The following is a 20883-nucleotide window of genomic DNA, read 5'->3' as shown; positions in this document are numbered from 1 at the left end:
AACTGCCCTTAGTTTTTTGCTTTAGTCGTTAGCCACCAAAGTCATCGAGGAAGATGTTGTCTCTTTCAACACCTAAATCTTCGAGCATTTTGATAACTGCGGCATTCATCATTGGTGGCCCACACATGTAGTACTCACAATCTTCAGGTGCTTCATGTTCTTTTAAATAGTTTTCAAAAAGTACATTGTGAATAAAACCCGTATAACCATCCCAGTTATCTTCTGGCATTGGATCTGAGAGTGCAACATGCCATTCAAAGTTTTCATTTTCAGCGGCAATACCGTCAAAGTCTTCAACATAAAACATTTCACGTTTACTACGTGCGCCATACCAAAAAGAAACTTTTCTATCGGTGTTTAAGCGTTTAAATTGGTCAAAAATATGTGAACGCATGGGGGCCATACCTGCACCACCACCAACAAATACCATTTCATTTTTGGTTTCTTTGGCAAAAAACTCACCATAAGGACCAGAAATAGTGACTTTATCGCCAGGCTTTAAGTTGAATATATAAGAAGACATTTTTCCAGCCGGTAAACTCATATTACGCGGCGGCGGCGAAGCAATACGAACGTTTAGCATGATAATCCCTTTTTCTTCAGGATAGTTTGCCATTGAATACGCTCGGGTTACTGTTTCTTTAACTTCTGATTCAACATCCCAAAGTTTAAAGTGATCCCAATCAGGATGATATTCTGGATCAACGTCAAATTCAGAGTATTTTACTTTATGTGGTGGGCATTCAATTTGAATGTAGCCACCTGCACGGAAAGGTACACTTTCGCCTTCTGGTAATTTCAGCTTAAGTTCTTTAATGAAGGTTGCTTTATTATCATTAGAAATAACTTCACACTCCCATTTTTGAACACCAAAAATTTCTTCAGGCAATTCAATTTCCATGTCTTGTTTAACATTGACCTGGCATGATAAACGGTAGCCTTCACGCGCTTCACGTTTGTTGATATGGCCTTCTTCTGTGGGTAATAAAGTACCACCGCCAGATTTAATTTTACACAAACACTGACCACAGGTTCCACCACCACCACAGGCTGATGGAACAAAGATACCACTATTAGCTAAGGCACCGAGTAATTTTCCTCCGGCGCTAGTGGTCATTGATTTGTCTTCATCGCCATTAATGCTGATTCGAACATCGCCACTGCTGACTAAACTCTTTTTGGCGGCTAAAATGATCAACACTAGTGCTAATATGACTAGTGTGAACATGGAAACGCCAACAATAATTTCTTGCATAGTTTTGATTTCCTTTAATTAAAGTTGGACGCCTGAGAAGGACATAAACGCCAAAGCCATTAGACCGACAGTGATAAAGGTAATACCTAAGCCGCGTAAGCCATGAGGAACATCACTGTACTTCATTTTTTCACGAATGCCGGCAAGTGCTGCGATAGCTAAAGCCCAGCCAAAACCACTTCCAATACCGTAGATAACAGATTCACCAAAGTCATATTCGCGTTGGATCATAAATAAGCTACCACCTAAGATTGCACAGTTTACTGTGATAAGTGGTAAGAATATTCCAAGTGCTTGGTAGAGTGCTGGAAAAAACTTGTCCAGAACCATTTCCAAGATTTGAACAATTGCAGCAATAACACCAATATAAACAATTAACCCCAGAAAGCTTAAGTTGGTTTCAGACATGCCTGCCCAGCTTAAAGCGCCTTCTTGTAATAAGTAGGTGTAAAGCAAGTTGTTGACTGGAACGGTAATGGTTTGAACCACAACGACTGCAACGCCAAGTCCAATTGCTGTTTGGATTTTTTTGGACACTGCCAGAAAGGTACACATACCAAGAAAGGCAGAGAGTGCAATATTTTCAACAAATACCGCACGGACAAATAAACTAATTAATTCTTCCATTAGTTAGTTTCCTCTACTTGCTCTGGCTTCCAGGTGCGAAGTGCCCAGATAATTAAACCAATAATAAAAAAAGCGCTCGGAGGTAATAGGAGTAAGCCGTTTGTTGGATACCAGCCTCCGTCATTGATTGGTGACAAAATTGTAAAACCCAGGATGCTACCAGAACCAAAAAGTTCTCTTACAACAGCAACAGCGATTAAGATAGCTGAATAACCTAAGCCATTACCAATACCATCAAAGAAACTCATTACAGGACCGTTTTTCATTGCATAGGCTTCTGCACGCCCCATGACAATGCAGTTAGTGATAATCAAACCAACATACACTGCCATTTGTTTAGCAGTTTCATAAACAAAGGCTTTAAGTATTTGATCAACCATGATTACCAATGACGCAATAATGGTCATTTGTACAATGATTCGAATGCTAGAAGGAATTTGTGAGCGAATGATACTGATTAACAAGTTAGAAAAAGCACAAACAACGGTTAGTGCGACACTCATCACTAATGCTGTTTCAACTTTACCTGTTACCGCAAGTGCTGAACAAACTCCCAGAATTTGTAAAGCAATTGGATTATTATCAGTAATTGGTTTGGTTACAACGCTTTTGATTTCTTTTATATCAAGAGTAGTCGCAGTCATTATGCTTCTCCCTTATTGACATCCAAGCGAGACAAAAATGGACCAAAACCATCTTGTCCCAACCAGTAGTTCAACATATTGTTAATACCATTTGTGGTCATAGTTGCGCCCGAAAGTGCATCAATTTCTGTTTCTTTGCTTGCTCCGCCTTTCACTAGTGAAAGAACAAGCTTACCGTCGGTATTAAGTAACTTTTTCCCCGGCCAGCTTGCGAGCCATTTTGCATTATCGACTTCACCGCCAAGCCCAGGTGTTTCACCATGCTCGTAGAACTTTAGTCCTACAATTGTTTGCTTATCTGCTTCTAGCGCAACAAAACCATATAAAGTTGAAAATAAACCGCTACCATGAATAGGCAGGATTATTGTTTTAACTTTCTCGTTTTCTTTGACTAAATAAATAGAAGCAATTTTTGAGCGGCGGTTAATTTTCGCTACATCATTTTCAATGGCAATGCTGTTCGCAGGATCTTTAGCCATTTGACGTTGCTCAAAAGTTTCAGGTGAATCAACTTCTACAAATTGACCTGTTTTTAAGTCAACAAACTTGCGCTCAAAATTTTCGAACGCTTTAGCAACATTCGTATCAGCTTTAAGCATGTTGGCTGCAACAAGAATATTCTTCTTTTTATCTAAAGAAGCATTAGCTTTTTGTTTTTCTTTTAACAATACAGCTGTTGCTGAGACCAAAACCGAACAAACTAAACAAAGTGCAACTGCAACAATAATTGTTTTGAAAAAAGAATCGTTTTTAGCTGACATAGCGCTTTGCCCTCCGCTTGATGTTTGCTTGAACAATAAAGTGGTCAATCAATGGTGCAAACAAGTTAGCAAATAGAATCGCTAGCATCATGCCTTCAGGATAAGCTGGATTAGCGACACGAATTAGAACACACATTAAGCCAACTAAAGCACCAAAATAGAATTTACCTTTGTTGGTTAAGGAGGCTGAAACAGGGTCAGTAGCCATAAACATCATACCAAATGCAAATCCGCCGGTAACAAGGTGCCAATGCCAAGGCATGTTGAACATATGATTAGTTTCGCTTCCGATTGAATTGAATAACAAGGTTGTACCAATCATTCCAATCATGACACCTGTAACAATTCGCCATGAAGCTATTTTACAGTACATGAGCGCCAATCCGCCGATGCAAATCATTAAGGTTGATACCTCGCCAATTGAACCTGGTAAGAATCCAAAAAATGCATTCTGCCAAGCTTCACTTTTTACGGCTTCGAAGAAAGGCATTGCAAAGGCGTCGTTTAAAGCGCCGGTCGCACCCACCGCAAGTGGTGTTGCTCCAGAGAAACCGTCAACTACAGTCCATACATCACCTGACATATCACCTGGATAAGCGAAGAACAAGAATGCACGACCAGCAAGTGCCGGGTTTAAGAAGTTTTTGCCTGTTCCACCAAATACTTCTTTAGCAATTACAACACCAAAACTAATACCTAATGCAACTTGCCAGAGTGGGATATCTGGGGGCAATATTAAGGCAAATAAAATTGAAGTAACAAAAAAGCCTTCATTAATTTCGTGTCCGCGAACCGAGGCGAACAATACTTCCCAGAAACCTCCAATAATAAAGGCGGTTGCATAAATGGGAACAAAATAGAGGGCTCCAATAAACATTGAGTTAAGCACATCTTTTGAATATTCTGCGCCAAACAGACTCATCATCCATCCGCGCCAACCTTCCATAGAAGTTGCGCCAGTTGCAGCCATTGCTTCAACTGATTGGTAACCCACATTGTACATTCCCCAGAACATGGCAGGGAAAGTACAAGCCCAAACAAAAATCATAATTCTTTTCAGGTCAATATTATCACGCACATGTGAGGCGTTATTGGTAACGTGACCTGGTGTATAAAAAATAGTTGTTGCTGCTTCGTAAAGCGCATACCACTTTTCATACTTACCCCCTTTCTCAAAGTGGGGTTCAAGGTGGTCGATGTATTCTCTTAAGCTTTTCATCAGCCTTCCTTTTCAATAGTGGTTAAAATGTCCCGCAATATCGGGCCATATTCGTATTTACCGGGACAGACGAAAGTGCATAGTGCAATGTCTTCTTCATCAAATTCCAGACAGCCCAGTTGTTGAGCTGATTCTGTATCACCGACAACCAATGAACGTAAAAGCTGGGTAGGTAAAATATCCCAGGCCATTACTTTTTCATAAGTTCCGATTGGCATAATTGCTCTTTCGCTTCCACCAGTGGTTGTAGTGAAATCAAACTTTTTGTTTGAACTAAGGTGAGAGATAAAGGATTTTGTAACCGAAAACTTATCTTTACCTAAGCGAATCCAGCCGAAAAATTCTTTTTCACGACCTTCGGCTAACACCGTAATTTGATTATGATAGCGGCCTAAAAATGCGCGATGATGGACCGCTATATGTCCATTGAACACAGAGCCAGAAATAATTCGTTCATCAGCTTCATCAATTTGATTATGAGTCAGTTGCTCGATATGTGCTCCGACACGAGTTTTGATTAACCTTGGGGCTTTAACTAGTGGGCCGGCTAAAGAAACCACACGATCATTATAAAGCTGCCCTGTGGTGAATAGTTTACCTATTGCAATAACATCTTGATATCCAATATGCCAAACAGTTCGTTTATCATTAACTGGTTTTAAGAAGTGGATATGTGTACCGACGTTACCTGCAGGGTGTGGGCCTGTAAATGCTTGGTATGTCGCGATAGGATTTTGTGCTAAGTCATGCTTTTTACTGCCATCATAACCGACAAACAGCTCACCTTGAGTTAAATGCTTTATAACCGTTAAACCGTGATTAAAAGCTTCAATTTGTGTTTGTATGATAACCATTGGATCAGCAGCGAGCGGATTGGTATCCATTACAGTAACAAAAATTGCTGCAGGTTCTGTATTTGTTGCTGGTATTTTACTCAATGGACGTGTTCTAAAGCTTGTCCACATACCTGACTCTACCAGATTATCAACAACCTGGCTGCGTTCTAATTGTGTTAATTGAGCGGCATCATATTTAGCAAATTCTTTATGCTCATCCCCTTCAATTTGGATGACAACAGACAATAGCTTGCGCTTTGCGCCGCGATTGATTGCTTTGATTGTTCCGCTTGCTGGAGCAGTGAAAATTACACCATCAGTTTTTTTATCGATAAAAAGCTCATCTCCGCACCGAACTTTTTGGTCAACGCGAACTTTCATCGATGGTTTCATACCCAGGTAATCTTCACCGAGTATTGCAACCTCTGAAACTGTTGGCCCGTCAAGAATTTCTTGTTTAGGGCTTCCGTTAATCGGAAGATCAAGACCTTTATTTATTTTGATCATAGATTTTTCAGTGGTAAAAAAGTTGAATTTAAAACGTCTACTATAGTTTAAAACCACTAATTCTGCTTTATTAAAGGCGTCAGACCAAGATTACAGATGTGTGGTTGAGACGTACAAATGCTAAATATAATTAGCATACCTAACCGAATCATTGTTAACAGATACCGATTTTTAGGCGCGCGTATTATACGGGGTTAGGCCGATAATTGACCAGAGAAAACTGGCAATTTATAAAGAATTAATTATTAGTAAGGGCCAAGTCCGCAATTTGCGTCAATTTATCCTATACTTTTAGCAATTTAGTGTGTGGATTATGAACAAATTATTAATTTCTTATTGGCTTAGGCGGGTAATATCTTTTGTGGGAAAGGTGACTGGTATAAAAGTGTTCGTAATCAGAACGAAAGCAGGTAGAACGCATACAGGATGAGTCTATTGGTAAGGTGTTTAACGTTTGTTTTTATATGCTTTTTATGTATCAGCCCAAAAACTTTTGCCGCAGAAGGGGTTAATGAGGATTTAGCAAAGTCCGAAATTATTAGGCAGCTTCTTAGTTTGGTTGAATGGGAACAATCTTCTTTTCGGCAAAAAAGCTCTAAAAACTATCGTTTGTGTACTTATAATGACAGTAGCTCTTATCGCTTGTTAAAGCTTTATTTGAAAGGGCTTAATATTAATAAATACCCCTTGAATATTTCTAATCTGAAGGACCGAGGAGGGTTAGCTGCATGCCATGCCGTTTTTTTAAAAAAACCTGAAGAAAAAGATGTTGCTTGGATTTTGAACCACCAAATCACTAAAGAGACATTTTTTATTATTGAAGGGGCCGGTTATGCTTTAAAAGGCTTCCATGTTAGTTTGTATTTAAACAACAAAAACGAATTTGATTATGAGCTTAACCCTGATCTACTAATTTCTAGTCAGTTAGTGCCTGCTCAGGATTTACTCAAATATGCGAGGGTATTAACATCAAACATTTCGGATAAGGTTAACTTACTTCGTTCTTTGATTAATTATACCGAATGGTCTGAAGCGGGCCTGCTTCTTGAAAAAAGTGAAAGTTTTAAGTTGTGTACATTTAAAGATGCTGCACTTTCGTCTTTTATTACTTATTTTGCACGTCGAAAGACATTTAAAGGCAAATTTCTAATTAATCAAACAATTGATTCTATCAATCAGGCCGATGATTGCCATGCTTTGTTAATTGGTAATGTATCTGATGAAAGCTTAGTGGAAATATTGTCTCAACGTGCAAAGAGAAAGGTGTTGTTAATTGGCAATGGTGAGTCTTTAGGGGAGAAAGGGGTTCATTACAATCTATCACCTAAAAAAAATAGGTCACACTTTCGTTTTGAAATTAACTTGATAGCATTTAAACAAACAGGACATTCGCCTCGTTTTGAGTTATTTAATTCCGCGGTGGTCATCGAAAAAGATTACCCTGAGCTTTCTCGAGTACTACTGAATATTCTTCGAGATACAACCTGGCCTGAATCCAGCCGGCACCAAGTTATAAAAAAGTCTGTAAATTTATGTATTTATCAAGAACCTTGGACTTACAAAAATTTAGAATTGTTTTTTGCTGCTGAACAAACGGCTTTAAAAGCAACAAAAAGAAGACGTAAAACTATTTTTGTGAAGCAAATAGACAAGCCAAAACAAATAGCAAAGTGTGAAGCTTTTTTAGTTGGAGCTATTTCTGCAAAAGAGTTATCCGAATTATTGTCGATTAAAACAGATGTTAGTCTACTGCTGATTAGTTATCAGCCTGCTCAAGCTGATGTCGCCTTCCACTATAATTTACTTACTGAACCGAAGAAAGTTTCCTTTAAATTAGACATTAACAAACTAGAAGAGGGAGGCTTTGTGGCGGCAAAAACTCTTTTAGATGCAGCATTAGCGTCTAATGGAGGGAGCAAATGATCCGTTCTGGTAACTCATTAAGAACCAAATTGATTGTTGTCATTTTAATTATGTCTACGGGCGCTTTGTTCATTGGAATGCTAGGTGTTACGGTTAACTATTACCAAACAACACAACAAGCATTAATAGCTGATACAGAGACTCAAGCAAGGCTACTTGCTAATAATGCTTTAGTGCCAGCGAGTATTGGAGATGAAGAGACATTGAAAAGAATTTTAAGGTCTTCAGTGTTAAGCGGTAATTTTGGCGCGGCTGTTTTTGATACAACTGGTAAGCTAATGGCCGTTAGGGATGAAAATGATAATGATTTTTATATCAGTGAAGCTGAATTCAAAAATAGCAAAAGCGCTATTTGGGGAAATGGTCGTTTATATGTTTGGGCACCAATGACTCAAGAAGACGGTGAGTTTGCGGGGACTGTTTATCTAAAAGTATCAACTGAGGCATTTTATTCTAAGATTAGAGATTTTGCTTTTATGAGTGTGGCTATTGTTATAGTCCTCATGCTGTTGGTTTATCTGATTTCACTTCGGTTGCAAAAAATGATTTCTGGTCCTTTGGTTGAGTTGGAGTCTATTAGTCGAGAGGTGAGCGGTAGTGGCAATTATTCAATCAGAGTTCCCTATTACGGAGAAGATGAAATAGGTTCGTTAGCTCACTCATTTAATCAAATGTTGGAAAAAATTGAAGTTAATCAAAAAGAAAGAGATAGGGCCAACGAAGCGCTGCAACTCAATAAAAAGCGTTTAGAGAGAGCGGTTAAAGATTTACAGTATCTGGCTAATTATGATTCGCTAACACAGTTGCCTAATCGTGCTTTATGCATGGATCGAATTAAATATGCACTAAAGAGAGCATCAAGAACTAATTTGATGGTTGCTCTTTTATTTTTGGATCTTGATCATTTTAAAGATGTGAATGACTCGCTTGGTCATGCTGTTGGCGATCAGTTACTTAAAGCGACCAGTCAGCGTTTACTTGAAAGAATTAGAAATGAAGACACTCTGGCTCGTTTAGGTGGCGATGAGTTTGTTATTATTTTAAATGAGCTCAATGATACTGAAGATGTTATTTCTGTAGTAGAAAAGATAGTAACCAGTTTTGAAAAACCTTTTAAACTATCTAATTATGAAGTGAATACTACGGTTAGTGTTGGAGTGTGTATGTTCCCTCATGATGGTATTGATGTCGATTCACTTATGAAGGCTGCTGATGCTGCAATGTATAAAGCCAAAGAAGTCGGTCGAAACACATTTGAGTTTTATGAGGCAGAATTAAATCAATTAGCGATTCGCCGTCATCAGTTAGCTAATGAACTTCGACAAGCGGTTAAAAATGAAGAGCTTAGTTTAGTTTTCCAACCACAACTGAATATCATTGAAAATAAAGTGATTGGTGCTGAGGTACTATTACGTTGGAACCACCCTATTTTAGGCAACATTTCTCCCGCTGAATTTATTCCCATAGCAGAGAATACCGGGCTAATTAAAGAAGTTGGTAACTGGGTGTTGGACAATGCGTGCAAGAAAATAGCTGATTGTCGCAAACTCGGTCATGAAATTAGACTCGCTGTTAATTTGTCTGCACTGCAGTTCAGACAAATTAACCTGCCTGAGTCAATTGCTTCAGTATTACAATCATATCACATTCCTCCCAGGTTACTCGAAGTTGAGATTACAGAAGGCATGCTCGTTAGAGATGTTACGCAAGCGATTGATATATTAGAACGATTGAAAGAAATGCAAATCAGAATTGCGATCGATGATTTTGGTACTGGTTATTCATCACTTTCATACTTACGCCGCTTTCCTTTAGATGCATTAAAGATCGATCGCTCATTTATCGATGAGCTTGTGGTAGATGCTGATGATACTGCTATTACGCTCGCTATCATCTCAATGGCAAAGAGCTTACGTTTAGAAGTTATTGCTGAAGGTGTGGAAACTGCTGAACAGCATGAGTTTCTTGCGAAGAACAACTGTGATGATATACAAGGCTATTATTTCTCAAGGCCCTTGTCTTATGAAGATTTTACTGAATTTTTAGAACGTATTGCCCAGCCTGATTCAGGTTATAACCATCAATGAGATCGTGATAATGTTTTAAAATAACCAGAAATTGCACGTAACAGGCCGATCAAATTGGTAAAATCGGACTAATTTTAGACTAAATAACATCAATATCTTGTTTATCCCACTCATGTCAGGTAAGATTTGCGCCCTTTTAATGTTAGCCAAATGTAAGATTGGTAATGAGCGACTCTAGACGACGTATTATTGCAGGTAATTGGAAAATGAACTGCTCTCGGGCAGAGGCAATTCAACTTGCTAGTGCAATAGTCGCTGATTCAAATCTTAATAATAACGTTGAGATGCTTATTTGTATCCCTCATATTCATATGGCAGACATTAGTAAGTTATTGATAAATAGTAAGATTTATTTAGGCGCTCAGGATGCTCACTGGGAAAGTTCAGGTGCTTTTACTGGTGAAATAAGTAGTAGTATGTTAGCTGACTATCAAGTGAGTCATTTGTTAGTCGGTCATTCTGAGCGAAGAGAAATGTTCGCTGATGATGATAGTCGTGTTGCAAAAAAGTTTGCTGCGGCTTTAAATTATGGCTTGAAGCCCATACTATGTATTGGAGAAAGCTTAGAGCAAAGAAAACAAGAGATGACTCTTGAAGTGTTAAAGTCACAATGTCAGGCAGTAGTCGATGTTGTTGGTATTAACGCTTTTTCTCAGGCTTATGTGGCTTACGAGCCTATCTGGGCGATTGGCACTGGCCAAACGGCAACGCCAGAGCAGGCTGAGCAAGTTCATGCTGAAATTAGGGCGTGGTTTGCAGAGCAAAGTAAAGATATTGCAGCTCAATTACCAATATTATATGGTGGTAGTATGAATGCAGCTAATGCCGAAGATTTATTAGCGCAAGATAATATAGATGGTGGCCTGATTGGTGGGGCATCGCTTAAAGTTGAAGATTTTTTAAAAATTTATTCCGCAGCAGGATAAACAATGGAAATTATACTTATTATTTATTTGGTTGTTTCGATAGCATTAATCGGAATCATTCTTTTGCAACAAGGCAAAGGAGCCGAAATGGGGGCTTCTTTTGGGGCAGGGGGCGCAAACACTGTTTTTGGTGCTGCTGGTTCTGGTAATGCTTTAACAAAAGCAACAACAATATTGACGATTTTATTTTTTGCTATTGCATTAAGTATTAGTTATATGAAGTCGGCACCAGTAGATACAACTGATGCAGTGCTTGATGAAGTTAGCTCACTATCAACTGACAAAGTTGAGGAGTCTAAACCTGTAACGAGTATTGAGTCAGAGTTGCCACCAACTCAAAAAGGCTTAGAGTCTGAGGTTGCGCCTGTAGAAGGCAATACGGCTGATGCGCAAAAAACCGTTGCTGAAGATTTAAAAGCTACTGCGGAAAAGAAAGTAGAAAAAAAAGTTGAAGATGTAAAAGCCTCAGCTGAAAAAAAATTAAAAGAAGTTAAAGAAGAAACAAAAAAAGAAAATAATCCAAATAGCTAACCCTCATTGTTTATGAAAGTTTTTGCCGAAGTGGTGGAATTGGTAGACACGCTATCTTGAGGGGGTAGTGACCTACGGTCGTGCCGGTTCAAGTCCGGCCTTCGGCACCAATTTTAAAAGCTCTGCATCAGTAGAGCTTTTGGCAAAATCTCTCTTATTCAAATGTGCTAAACAAATCCTTTTGGTCCTTTTAGATAAATAACCTCATATATGGTCTCCTCCGATATTGCAAGGTCAAATAGTTTGATAACAGGGACAGGTTTGCTGTCATATATGAGGTTAAATGGACTCTTTGTTATAGTTATATTCAAATAACTTGCTCGTGCAACATTCTCTCATCCCTTTAGCTTATTACATACCAGATAGACTCGTTTCAATAGTGTTCATTTTTATTGATGCCCAACTATCATAGACTCGATTAGGTTTATGTTTGTTTATTGATAAGGAAACGCTGTTCTCGGATTTCTTAATTCAGCTTTTCATTGCAAACAGGTTTTGCTTTCGATTAAGGAAAAAATCAATATTTTTAAGTGTCAAAAAACGTATTCCTCATTATTCATGAGTTTGAATAGTGTGATTTAAAAGCGACTTGCTGCTGTATTAATATCTCAAAATAATATAAACAGTTTAAAAAAAAGCACAAACCGATATGTCTCTCCCTTGTATTTAACCGTAAGTATCAAAATTGTAGTGCAGTTTTTGATACTTGTTATCGATTTCCTTTTTTGCGGCGATTGTAAAAGCTGGTTGCTAGAAACTTATATCGCTAATCCATAGCTCTCAATAACTGGAAGCTGAGTTTTTTGTATCACTCTTAATCTTTTGAAGGAAATTAATCAATGTTAAAGTGTAGGAAAATGCATTGTCATTATATAGATGTCATTCGAACCAATTGTCATCAAGGGGATTTTCTAAGGCTCGCGAAAGTCTACTCTGGCGTTACTTCAATTATATTATTTTTAATTGCAGGGGTTATCAGTCTTACTGTATCTGCTAGCAATAATGTTCCTTATGATAGAAAAATCAAACCTCACTCAATTGATGCTATAGGGGTTGGTGCTGTTGATTCTGTACCTTACATTCAAGTTAACGAGTTTAATGGTGGAGTGACGGGGAGCTTACCTTCGATTGGTATTAATGGTTTTGCTTTGACTCCAACTTATAGCTCTCCTTTAAAAAGACGCGATAATATTGAGCGTTATGATGATAATGCGGGTGATATTGGTGTTTTGGGAGTAGGGTGGCACTTAGGCTTAGGCCATATTACGGTTATTCCGAGAGAGCTTCATGATATCTGTGGACATTTTCAATCTGGTGCGCCAGAAAAAGTTTATTTTGTAGATAGTTCTGGAAAAAGTACTAAGTTTGCGCGTGAGCAAATAGGTTTAGGATTAAATCCCGAAAATACAAGCAACAGTTTCAGTGTACCCGGTGATATTAGAATTCATCGTGACTCCAACGCCAGCGCACCTGTTGTCAGAGTATCTAAGCAACGGGATTTAGCCTATATTGATTCATCGGGAAGAGTGCTTACTCGAAAAAGCCCCGATAATAATGATTGGAGAAATCAAGAACCTGTTTCGACTATTCCAACATCGGGTCCTATTTATTCGTGCTGGGGTATTAGAGATGCATCTCACCCAAATGTTAACTGGAATGCCGTTTTACCTAACGATGGGATCGCTAGAACTGATACTGCAAATGGTAAACGCTTTTTCGAAGAATATGGCTGGTTCGATTTTGTTCTTATGCAGCCTGATGGTGGTAAGGTTTATTACACACCAACCTATGAATCTTTAAATAATGCGTGGTTACATTTAATTGGTCAAAAGCCTGCTACGCCCAATGCGGTTCACTTTTATCCTACTAAAGTTGTTAATGCAAATGGCACTTCTTATACCATTAAATATGCTCAGCCAGAAGAGGTGTACAGCTCTTCTGGTGAAGGGGGTGGAGATGGTACAAAAGGAGGTGGTACAAAAGGAGATGGTAGTGATGGAGGTATATTTGATCGGAAGTTTAGAGGTACCGATGGAGGTTTCGGTGGTACTTTTGAAGGTTTAGGTAATATTTGTCAGTCTCTCAATCAGTATTCTAATTGTATTGGGACTCGATACATTAAATCAGTCAAAATAGATAACGGTAGTAATCCTGAGTCTTTATATTTTTCTTATGAAGAAGTGGGGGGAGGTAGACCTCTATTAAGGGAAGTTAAAGATTCTCGTTTGAATCGTTTGGCCTACTTTAATTATCAGTACCAAGCTTTCGATGGCGAGTATCACCTTGCTTCTTATGAAGATGCTGCAAGCCGGGTTGTTACCATTGGCGTTGAAGATTTATCAATTGCGAGTGCTCCTAAAGAAAATGGTCAGGATCATCCTTGGATTAAGTGGATCCGCTCACCTGCCGGTGGTACGACTAATATTATCTATCAGCTGATTAATGTGCCTGCCGCTTTTTATTATTCAGGATCGGGCAGACCTGTTGGGCTGTGTGATGATCCCGATACAACGAATGGTGATTTACCCGGAACTCCTTCTTGTGACTGGGCTGTATTACGAAGTAATAGTGATCAGAAAAGAGTCAGGCAGTTGAGTCACTCTGGTGGAAATTATGTGTATCATTATCAGTTTCTTGACTCAGCTAGCAAAGAATATGATTTACTTTTAGGGATTGTCACGGGTGGGGCTCCTGACAGTTACTTAAAAATAACAATGACTGCCAATGGTCAGCAAGATATTGAAAGAGTGACTCATTATGTTGATTACCAATCAGAGCAATACAATTCATATCCAAGAGCCTTGAGTAAGATTGTTGGTAAACCTATTTTTAAACGTACCACATTTCATAATGGTGATAATCAAAATGCTAATAGTGTTATTGAAGAAGAGTGGAAGTGGCGATCTGCTCCATTAGAGGCACTTGGTGGAGAAGCACCTTATCAAAGTCAGCGCCCGCAGTTAATCAGTACGAGTGCGGTTGTATCTAAATATGCTAAACGTGCCTACAGTACTGCACAATCAACTATACCAAATGGCATGATAAATTCACCAACCAGTGTGACTGAATATACGTATCATTGGAATGATATTCAAATGCTGGTTGAAAGTTCGACTTCTTATATTAAAGAGCAAGCAGTGCGTTCTTATGTGGTGAGAGAATTTGGCTTTGAAGATAACCATATCAATAAAACTTCGACTAATGATGGTGCATGGACTCAATATCAATTGGCTCTTCCAAGTTACTCTAAAGAATGTTTTATTGAGTCAAGTAATAGTGTGCCAACCAGTTGTGTGGTTTCGGCGTCACAGCGTTTAGGTCATGTTGAGTTAGCCTATGAAAGGGCAATTCCAGGTAATCAAAATTACTTTTTAAAGCATAAATATGTTGCTAAAGATGAAGTCGCAGGCAATTTAGCTTCGCATACTAATAAATTGGTTCAAACATTGGATTATCATACATCGGGTTCTGATAAGGGGTATTTAAGCGCTAGTTCAAATGGTTCATTAACTACTTTGTTTAGCCAGTATGAAAATGGAGAAGCGACACAAATTACTGCACCAGATGGATCAGTTACGACAAAGTCTCGAGATCTAATTTTTGGTGCAGTGATTGATAATATTGTTGATGCCGGAGTTGCTAGTTATAGCAAACACGACTTAATCGGTAGACCACTAGAATCACAAAGTGGTAGTGACTCGGTTATTAATACCAGTTATCCCTATGTTAATAAAACGATAGTTACTAGAAATAATATTGAATTGAGTGAAACCGTCACTGATATCTGGGGAAGAACAATTAGAGTTGAATCAGCGATTGAGCCTGGTAAAGTGAATAAGGATAGAACGGAATATACCAACTTGAGTGTAGGGCAAACTGCTATCAATACGAATGATGCTAAAGTTGTTAATTACTCGGATCTTGCTGGACGTCCAACACATATTAAATATTTAAATAGCTCAAATCTGGTACTGAAAGAAGAGTTTTTTACTTATGGATTTGAAACTGCGACGGGTTTAAATTATACCAAGCATCATGTCAAAACGAATAGTGTGCCAAGTGTTGGTTATATTGCTTCGGAAAGTAACACCGTTTTATTCACCGATATTTTGGGCCGGAATCGAAAAGCTATTCCTTGTAATGGCAGCGGTAATAGTGATTGTGCAGAACTTCATATTGAAGTGGATTACTTTGAAGATGATCAAAATGGTTTTTTTGGAATTCCTTTATCTGAAGCTCGGGTTGTCAATCAAACTGGTGACAATATTTCAACAAGAAAACGTTGGAAAGACTTAGCAGGAAATTTATTCAAAGAATATAACCCTGAGATTGGTATTACTCTTTATAACTATAATGAAAATAACCAGTTAGACCACCAGTGGAATACCAGTGTTAATAGCAATATGGATAATTATTATCGTTATGATGCTGGCGGTCGCTTAGTTGGGATTGATAAACCTGGTAATCAGACTATATTTGAAGCCCAGTTTGATTCTGCGACAGATTTGTTAAGTTGGAGCAGAACATTTACTGGTACAGGAAGAGAGCGATTCGTTGAAGAAAGTTATGCTTATGATGAAAATAATCGTCTTCAATCAAAAGTTATCAATATCCCCACACTGTTAAGAAAAATTGAAAATCTTCGACCGCGTACTTTATCTGAAGCGCCATCAACTTTAAATTTAAGATGGGAGCAAGAGTATTCTGGAAATTATAAAGTTCATTTAACTCACCAAGCCTATGGTACTTTAGTTATTAACGCTGAAGAAGGTGTGAATCAAGTTTCACTGACTAACACTAGTTTAGCTGATAATTTACAAGCAAAAATTAGTGCTGGTCACCCTAACGCTAGTCAATATCAACTGTGGAAAAATCAATTGACTTCACATGGTGCGACCCCTATTTCTTTAGATAACGAATACACATGGAAAGTTTCTGGTATTTCTAACTCTTTCGAGCCTGTTCCAACAAGTGATAGTTCTAGGATTACTTCAGCTTGTAATATCTTAGAATTTTCTTCTCGCCGAGGAATTAATGAAGGGCCTTTAATTGAGTGGGAAACAGCAAACTGTGATGGTTTATCAACAGAAGTTTTAGCTCGTACTATACCGGGTACAGGTAGTGTTGATCTTGAACCCAAATGTGTTATGCCTCCTGCAACTGGGACTTTCATTCGTGATGGTGGTGTTTTTAGTGGTTTAAAACAAGGACCTAGGCGTGCACACTGGATGTTTAATGGATATAACTTTGAAGATGTTGAGTTAGCAATGAATCCTGATCCTGATAGATCACCTACATGGACAGGACCTAAACAATGTGATCCGGTTGAGCGTGCAGAATTTCAGTTAAAGGTTTATGATTCAAATCGAAATGTGGTAACACAATCTGAACCAATTATTGCAGATTGGACTAACAATTTACGTTCATGTCAAATTAGAAACTTTTATGTAAACAATGGTTATACCGGTGTTGGTAGTGGAACCCCTAGAGTGAATTGGGAAACTATCAATTGCAACGCTGAACAGCATGTTGAATTAAAAATAAGTTCACTTGATACCAACCAGCCTATTCAATGCGATCTTTCAGGCGAGTTGTTTAGTGCCAATAAATCCGGTGAGAAAGATGCAACCATTATGAAAAATCGCCCGACAGGTTGCTCAGATATTAAGTCAGCACTATTTGAAATTGAAATCAGAGAGAATGAAAGTCCAACTAGTTCTATTATTGATAGCCGAGAACCAATTGTTGGTTATATCGATCGTAATGACTGTCATATTTCATATTTTAATGTAACTGATGGAGATGAAAATAATAAACCTAAAATTAATTGGAAAACTAAAAATTGTTCTAATCAAAATTTAGTTCAAATTAAATACGATGCAGTTCAACCTGGTGTTAGTGAAGATTGTCAATTAAGAAGTATTGTTTTTTCAGAAGCAAATTTAGGCAATGAGGTTGAAGCAAGCTTTATGTATACACCCTATATTGTTACTAACGGAAAGCCCGTTGATCCTGAAGGGGCTACTCCTTGTGATGCAATGAAATCTGTTGATGTTTGGGCTGAAATAATACATCCGAGTGGTTTCCCGTTAATTGATAAAAGTGCTGAAGTTGATTTAAGTTATACCGGGGGGTTAGTTAGTGATCCTGGTACTGGAAGCAGTTGTAGCATTACTCAGTTTGATGTAAATAATTCAGCAATAGCTGGCAGACTACCTATTGTTAGCTGGGATACTGAATGTGATCGTGCGGTACAAGTGCTGGTTATGACCACAACAACTCATAACCCACCCAGTTCGTCATGTCATGTTAATAGAGGAGTGTGGGATGGTAATCAACGGCTACCAAATGGCCGAGAAGTTGAGTTTATGGTTGGAGGCTACGGCACTAGTTATAATTGTCCATCGGTTACCACTGCAGACTTCTGGATTGAAATGAGAGATGCAGAAGATAACACTCAATTGATCGAAACGAGTCAGGTTAAAGAAGCGCGTTTTACACCGTTACCCAATGTATCAAGCTGTCAAATAAGTCAAATAACTACAACAGATGGTGTTGATGGTGCGCTGCCTAAAGTGACTTGGCGAACACTTAATGGAGCAGGTTGTGGCAATAGTAATATTGATATCAAAATAAAAGGCGCGACCACAGACACACATATACCAACTTCATGCAGAGAAGATGGTTTTGTGATTAAAACAGCTACCTATGGCACTAATGAGCCAGTTAGTTTTATGAATAATTGCCCAGAAATGCGCAATGGTGTTGTTTGGGGAGAAATTTACCAAGATAATATTTTAATTCGTAAGACAGATTTTAAAGCTTTTAATCATGATCCCAATGGAACGCCTGCTAGTTGTGGTATTGAATATTTTTCAGTACAAAATAGCTCAACTATTGGTATGTTGCCTAGAGTTTATTGGCAAACTAATTGTGGTAATGAAGTTTCTGTTCAAGTTAGGACGACGACTATCGATCCAGCAAATTTATCGAGCGAGTGTGCTGCATATCGTTCACTATGGGATGGTAGTAAGTCGGGTAATCGGACTGTCGACTTTATGGTTGGAGGTTATGGACCAAATCATAATTGTCCTAGAATAAGAAGAGCTGAATTTATTATTGAGCTTTGGCAAAATATTAATGGTAGTCAAGTAAAGATTGATTCAAGACCTACACAGATTGCTCGTTTCGATCCTGTTCGTAGCCCTATTTGTAAGGTCGCTGAGTTTTCAATTAATAATAGTACGGGAGGGTTACCAACAGCAACTTGGCAATTGATAGGTAGCGGGTGTGGTAACTCCAATGTAGAAGCTAAACTGTATTGGTCAAGCACCGATTTTAGTATTCCTTCATCATGTCAATGGAGTAAAAAAGTACTCGATGAATCGGATGGCGGTGCAGCTCGAATAGTGACTTTATCTGATATGGATGGTTCATCGACTTGTCCAACAACGAATGTTGATGAAGCTTCGTTATGGATTGAAATCAAAGAAGGTGGAAAGCTTATTCAAAGAACGAGTTATTTTGAAGCTAGATATCAACCATAATTTTCACTTACTCATATCAATTTTAATATTATGATCGACTGCTCTTAATTAAACTTTAAGAGCAACTTGAATAATCTGAAGAGGGAAATAATGAACCAGTTTCAATCTAAAAAAGTGTTCTCCAATTTGATTGGTTGTGCAATGGTTTGTAGCAGTTTTTTTTGTGAAGCCAGTATTGAGCGAATGCTCGATTGGCAATATGACCATCAAGGGCGTTTAAAAGAAGAAGCTATTGATGCCAGTCATATTGTTAATTATGCGGAGTATTCTTACCATAACCAAGCGAAACGAATTGAAGTCGCTGGTGAGGTGATTATTCGTTCCATTCATTTTAACGAAGATGGTACAGCGCAATCGGTTGGTTACTCGGCCAATAACCAAACCACAGCGACTTATCAGTACTCGCCTTTTTCTTCACCGTTAGAAAGTTATTTTTCAGTGAATGGTGAGTCGGTTTTCAAAGAAGAAAATATGCGTTATGACTCACGTGGCTATTTAATCTCACTCACCAAGCTGTTTCAAGGAAGCCCACAAAACTATCAATATGATTATGATGCCATGGGACGATTACAAACATTTCAGGTTGGCACATCACAAGTGAATTATGGTTACGATAATGCCGGGAATTTAAGTCGCAAGTCGGGATTTAATCGTCATGGTTTATCGGTTACCCCTTTAACAACCCAGTCCTTTAACGCGCAATATCAAAATAAAAATTGGGATTATGATGACGATGGACGTGTTATTGATGACGGTGAATTCAGTTATCAATATAACGATGCCGGACGATTAGTTTTAGTAACCGATAAAGTTTCAGAAGAGTGGGTGGCTCATTATATTTACGATGGTGCGGGTAATCGCGTTCGAAAAATGATGCCGGATAAAACGACTTATTATTACCGCAATAGCCAAGGGAATGTCGCTTTTGAAGAAACTTATGATAATCAATCGGGTGAACTAATTGAAACGCAACGACATGTCAGCCAAGGTGGCGCGAACGTGGCATCGATTAAACAAGTGCCAGGACAATCTGCAGTAGTGGAATATCAATTCAGTGGTCGTTTGGGAAGTCAGTCGGTTCGTTGGACGGAAGCGGGTGAAGTGTTGACACAGGATTACTCGCCTTTTGGTGAGCAAATGAATAAAGCGGATTTACATGAAGGGACCTACGGCTTTACACAACATGAAGACGATGTAGACACCGAATCAATCTATATGAAAGCACGTCATTACAAACCGATATATGGTCGAATGAGTCGGCCCGATCCGGCGAGGGACTTTAATATTTTTAATGCGAGCTCTTTTAATTTGTATGCTTATGTGGGGAATAATCCGGTGAATGCCTGGGATCCAACTGGATTGGCTGAATCTACCAGGCAGGTTGGGTGTGTGCAGTTTGTTTGTTCTGGCTCTGAAGCGTTCGTAAAGGATTTTAATCAAGCTATCGATTTCGCATTAATGAGTGGTGCTGAGCAGATAGTTAACGATGCAGCGAAAAAAAGAGGGATTGAAGAGGGGCAAGTTTTAACTGTTGCTGTAGAAGAAGTGGTTGACGATACATCACACTATAACATGACAGATGAAACAATATACTGGAATTCAAATATGGCAATTAATAACCCAATGGATAGCGTTCAAATTAGTCCAACTTCAGTTCTTTTTCATGAGCTAGGGCATGCGATCGATCATCAGTCTGCGCCTAACGATCAGGTTTATAAAGATCGAAGAAAAGTCGCGCATGCAACTTATGGAAATATTGTCGAGCAGTTTGCAATACAGCAACTTGAAACACCTATAGCAAAAGCAACAGGACAACTATCTTCAGAGCTCCCATACACTCGAACAACGCACGAAGGAGGAGGCTTTTGGGTGCCAATGCCAACGATGAAAAACTATCAATTTAAACAAGGGATCCCTCTTGATTTTGGTGATGGTGTTAAGAGAACAAGAATACCTATATTGGCATTACCAGTGATTAAAGCAACCAAAGAAAGAAGAAAATTAAAGTGAGTTTTAACTG

12 protein-coding genes and 1 tRNA gene are annotated in these 20883 nt (G+C 38.6%); 7 read left to right on the top strand and 6 right to left on the bottom strand.

What is annotated here, in order from left to right; all coding sequences use genetic code 11:
• Positions 1-28: 28 nt before the first annotated feature.
• The 6 genes from nqrF to ACT5E3_RS21890 are packed head-to-tail and all read right to left on the bottom strand — an operon-like array spanning position 29 to position 5849.
• Positions 29-1255, bottom strand: a complete 1227-nt coding sequence (nqrF, locus tag ACT5E3_RS21915; RefSeq protein WP_444995691.1) for an NADH:ubiquinone reductase (Na(+)-transporting) subunit F — start codon at positions 1253-1255, stop codon at positions 29-31.
• Between the two features lie 18 nt (positions 1256-1273).
• Positions 1274-1882 carry an NADH:ubiquinone reductase (Na(+)-transporting) subunit E gene (nqrE, locus tag ACT5E3_RS21910; RefSeq protein ID WP_444995690.1) on the bottom strand — a complete coding sequence of 203 codons (609 nt, stop codon included), beginning with the start codon at positions 1880-1882 and terminating at the stop codon, positions 1274-1276.
• On the bottom strand, positions 1882-2526 hold the full coding sequence (locus tag ACT5E3_RS21905; RefSeq protein ID WP_444995689.1) for an NADH:ubiquinone reductase (Na(+)-transporting) subunit D: 645 nt from the start codon (positions 2524-2526) through the stop codon (positions 1882-1884). The genes nqrE and ACT5E3_RS21905 overlap by 1 nt, the downstream gene beginning before the upstream one ends.
• Positions 2526-3287, bottom strand: a complete 762-nt coding sequence (locus ACT5E3_RS21900; RefSeq protein ID WP_444995688.1) for a Na(+)-translocating NADH-quinone reductase subunit C — start codon at positions 3285-3287, stop codon at positions 2526-2528. Before ACT5E3_RS21900 ends, ACT5E3_RS21905 begins: the two co-directional genes overlap by 1 nt.
• Positions 3277-4506: an NADH:ubiquinone reductase (Na(+)-transporting) subunit B gene (locus tag ACT5E3_RS21895; protein ID WP_444995687.1), complete on the bottom strand. Its 1230-nt coding sequence runs from the start codon at positions 4504-4506 to the stop codon at positions 3277-3279. The genes ACT5E3_RS21900 and ACT5E3_RS21895 overlap by 11 nt, the downstream gene beginning before the upstream one ends.
• Positions 4506-5849 (bottom strand): Na(+)-translocating NADH-quinone reductase subunit A, encoded by a 1344-nt coding sequence (locus tag ACT5E3_RS21890; RefSeq protein WP_444995686.1) that lies wholly within the window; start codon positions 5847-5849, stop codon positions 4506-4508. The genes ACT5E3_RS21895 and ACT5E3_RS21890 overlap by 1 nt, the downstream gene beginning before the upstream one ends.
• Positions 5850-6284: 435 nt before the next feature.
• Here ACT5E3_RS21890 and ACT5E3_RS21885 point away from each other — a divergent pair, with 435 nt between their 5' ends.
• From ACT5E3_RS21885 to ACT5E3_RS21855, 7 genes are all read left to right on the top strand, one after another.
• Positions 6285-7772, top strand: coding sequence for a YfiR family protein (locus ACT5E3_RS21885; RefSeq protein WP_444995685.1), 1488 nt, complete (start codon positions 6285-6287; stop codon positions 7770-7772).
• Positions 7769-9859 carry an EAL domain-containing protein gene (locus tag ACT5E3_RS21880; protein ID WP_444995684.1) on the top strand — a complete coding sequence of 697 codons (2091 nt, stop codon included), beginning with the start codon at positions 7769-7771 and terminating at the stop codon, positions 9857-9859. Before ACT5E3_RS21885 ends, ACT5E3_RS21880 begins: the two co-directional genes overlap by 4 nt.
• Positions 9860-10023: 164 nt before the next feature.
• Positions 10024-10785, top strand: coding sequence for a triose-phosphate isomerase (tpiA, locus tag ACT5E3_RS21875; RefSeq protein ID WP_444995683.1), 762 nt, complete (start codon positions 10024-10026; stop codon positions 10783-10785).
• A 3-nt stretch (positions 10786-10788) separates the two neighbouring features.
• On the top strand, positions 10789-11316 hold the full coding sequence (secG, locus tag ACT5E3_RS21870) for a preprotein translocase subunit SecG (protein ID WP_444995682.1): 528 nt from the start codon (positions 10789-10791) through the stop codon (positions 11314-11316).
• 24 nt (positions 11317-11340) lie between these two features.
• Positions 11341-11426, top strand: a tRNA-Leu gene (locus ACT5E3_RS21865).
• A gap of 729 nt (positions 11427-12155) precedes the next feature.
• On the top strand, positions 12156-18863 hold the full coding sequence (locus ACT5E3_RS21860) for a hypothetical protein (RefSeq protein ID WP_444995681.1): 6708 nt from the start codon (positions 12156-12158) through the stop codon (positions 18861-18863).
• 90 nt (positions 18864-18953) lie between these two features.
• Positions 18954-20873: an RHS repeat-associated core domain-containing protein gene (locus ACT5E3_RS21855; protein ID WP_444995680.1), complete on the top strand. Its 1920-nt coding sequence runs from the start codon at positions 18954-18956 to the stop codon at positions 20871-20873.
• The last annotated feature ends 10 nt before the right edge of the window (positions 20874-20883 follow it).

It is taken from the genome of Aliikangiella litoralis, from assembly GCF_052495765.1.
Note: the sequence above shows the minus strand (reverse complement) of the source record. Positions and strands in the feature narration are given on the sequence as shown.